The organism is Micromonospora sp. NPDC003776, assembly GCF_053605645.1.
The window spans coordinates 1-2,001 of the sequence record NZ_JBSGJR010000847.1 but is presented as its reverse complement, the minus strand read 5'-3'; the positions used below and the strand labels follow the sequence as shown (position 1 = coordinate 2,001).

At 77.3% G+C, this 2,001-nt stretch carries 2 protein-coding genes and 1 pseudogene; all 3 read right to left on the bottom strand.

Annotation, left to right across the window (positions count from 1 at the left end; all coding sequences use genetic code 11):
* Positions 1-683: DNA polymerase IV (dinB, locus tag ACWEVO_RS35650; protein WP_452311802.1), on the bottom strand; the 683-nt coding region annotated here is incomplete at its 3' end.
* 38 nt (positions 684-721) lie between these two features.
* Positions 722-1,885 carry an alkaline phosphatase family protein gene (locus tag ACWEVO_RS35645; RefSeq protein WP_452311801.1) on the bottom strand — a complete coding sequence of 388 codons (1,164 nt, stop codon included), beginning with the start codon at positions 1,883-1,885 and terminating at the stop codon, positions 722-724.
* Positions 1,882-2,001 (bottom strand): annotated as a pseudogene (locus tag ACWEVO_RS35640) (SAM-dependent methyltransferase); the annotation flags it as partial. The pseudogene ACWEVO_RS35640 and the gene ACWEVO_RS35645, both read right to left, overlap by 4 nt.

The following is a 2,001-nucleotide window of genomic DNA, read 5'->3' as shown; positions in this document are numbered from 1 at the left end:
GGCGCCTCGGCCAGGGCGCCGACGGTGTGCAGGCCGAGCCGGCGCAAGGCCTCGGCGGAGCGCTCCCCCACCCCCCAGAGCGCGTCCACCGGCAGCGGGTGCAGGAACTCGAGCACCCGGGCGGCGGGCACCACCAGCAGGCCGTCCGGCTTGGCCCGGGTCGAGCCGAGCTTGGCCACGAACTTGCTCGGCGCCACCCCGACCGAGCAGGTCAGCTGCTGCTCCTCGGCGACCCGGCGGCGGATCAACCGGGCGATCCGCGCGGGCGGGCCGAACAGCTTGCGGGCGCCGGCCACGTCGAGGAACGCCTCGTCCAGCGACAGCGGCTCGACCAGCGGGGTGACGTCCCGGAAGATCCGCATGACCGCCCGGGAGGCCGCCGAGTACTGGCTGAAGTCGGGCGGCAGGTAGACCGCGTGCGGGCAGAGCGCCCGGGCCCGGGCGGTGGGCATCGCGCTACGGACGCCGTAGCGGCGGGCCTCGTAGCTGGCCGAGCTGACCACCCCGCGCGGCCCGATCCCGCCCACCACGACCGGCTTGCCGCGCAGCTCGGGGCGGCGGCGCACCTCGACCGAGGCGAAGAAGGCATCCATGTCGACGTGCAGGATCGGGCAGCCGGTGTCGTCGGCGTCCGGCCCGAAGCGCGGATCGCCGCCCCGGGGCAACGACTGGCTGCGGCCCATCCCCGCAGGCTAGCCGCCGGGTCCGACAACCCGGCCGGTCAGCCCCGCAGCACCAGCAGCGGGATGGTCATCTCGGCCGCGGTGTCCGCGCCGTGGTAGGCCACCAGCCGCGACACCACCGGCTTCTCCGACCGGGTGGCCACCACCGCGTACGTGCCGCGGCAGACCACCACCACGTCGCCGATCCGGCGCAGGTGCTCCTCCGGCACCGGACCGAACCAGCCGGTCGCCACCGCCTCGTCCCGGGTGGTCACCCGGGCGGCGTCGCCGAGCACCGCGGACCACGCGGCCACCACGTCGGCCGTCGCGCCGGGCTCGACGTGCAGGTAGCGGACCCGGGGCTCGCCGGCGACCACCCGGATGCCGGCCCGTAGCCGGGGATCGGTGTCCAGGTCGATCCGGTTCCCGTCGGGCACGTTGAGCTGGCCGTGGTCGGCGGTGACCAGCAGCGCGGCGTCCGGCGGCAGCCCGTCGACCAGCCGGGCGAGCAGCCGGTCGACCTCGGCGGCGGCGAGCCGCCAGGGGACCGAGTCGACGCCGTCGAGGTGCCCCCGCTGGTCCAGGTCGGGGTGGTAGCCGGAGACCAGGGCCGGCCCGGTGCCGGCCGCGAGGGCGGTGAGCATCCGCGTGGCCAGGGCGTCGACGCCGGCGGCGCCCCGGTAGTCGCCGCCCCAGTTGGCGGCGAGGGTGAGGCCGCTGCCGGCGTACTCGGGGCGGCTGACCACGGTCACCGCCACCCCGGCGGCACGGGACCGCTCGTACCAGGTGGGGACGGGCTGCCAGCGCAGCGGCTCCGGGTCGCCGTTCCACTCGATGTGGCTGAGCACCCGGTCGGTCCCGGGGACCCGGACGGTGAAACCGAGCACCCCGTGCGCGCCGGAGGCGGTGCCCGTGCCGAGGCTGACCAGGCTGGTCGGGGTGGTGGACGGGAAGCCGGCGGTGAGCGGGACACCGGCCGCGGCGGTCAGGCCGGCCAGCGTCGGGGCGTACGGGGCGGCGGTGGGGATCTGGTACCAGCCGAGGCCGTCGATCAGCAGCACGGCGATCCGGCGTACCCCGGCCAGCCGGGGGGCCAGGCCGAGCAGGTCGACGGCCCCGGGCACGCCGAGCAGCGCGCACGCGCTGGGCAGCACGTCGACGAGGCTGCCGCCGGCGTAGCGGGGCGCGACCGGGTCGAGCGGACCCACCGCCGGGCCGGTCATGCCGGGCGACGGGCGAACAGGTGCAGCTGGGCGGCGAGATCGCGGTACGGCGGCCGGGCGGCCAGGGCCCGTTCCAGCTCGACGAGGGCGGCCGGCTGACCGTCGGCCACGGCGGC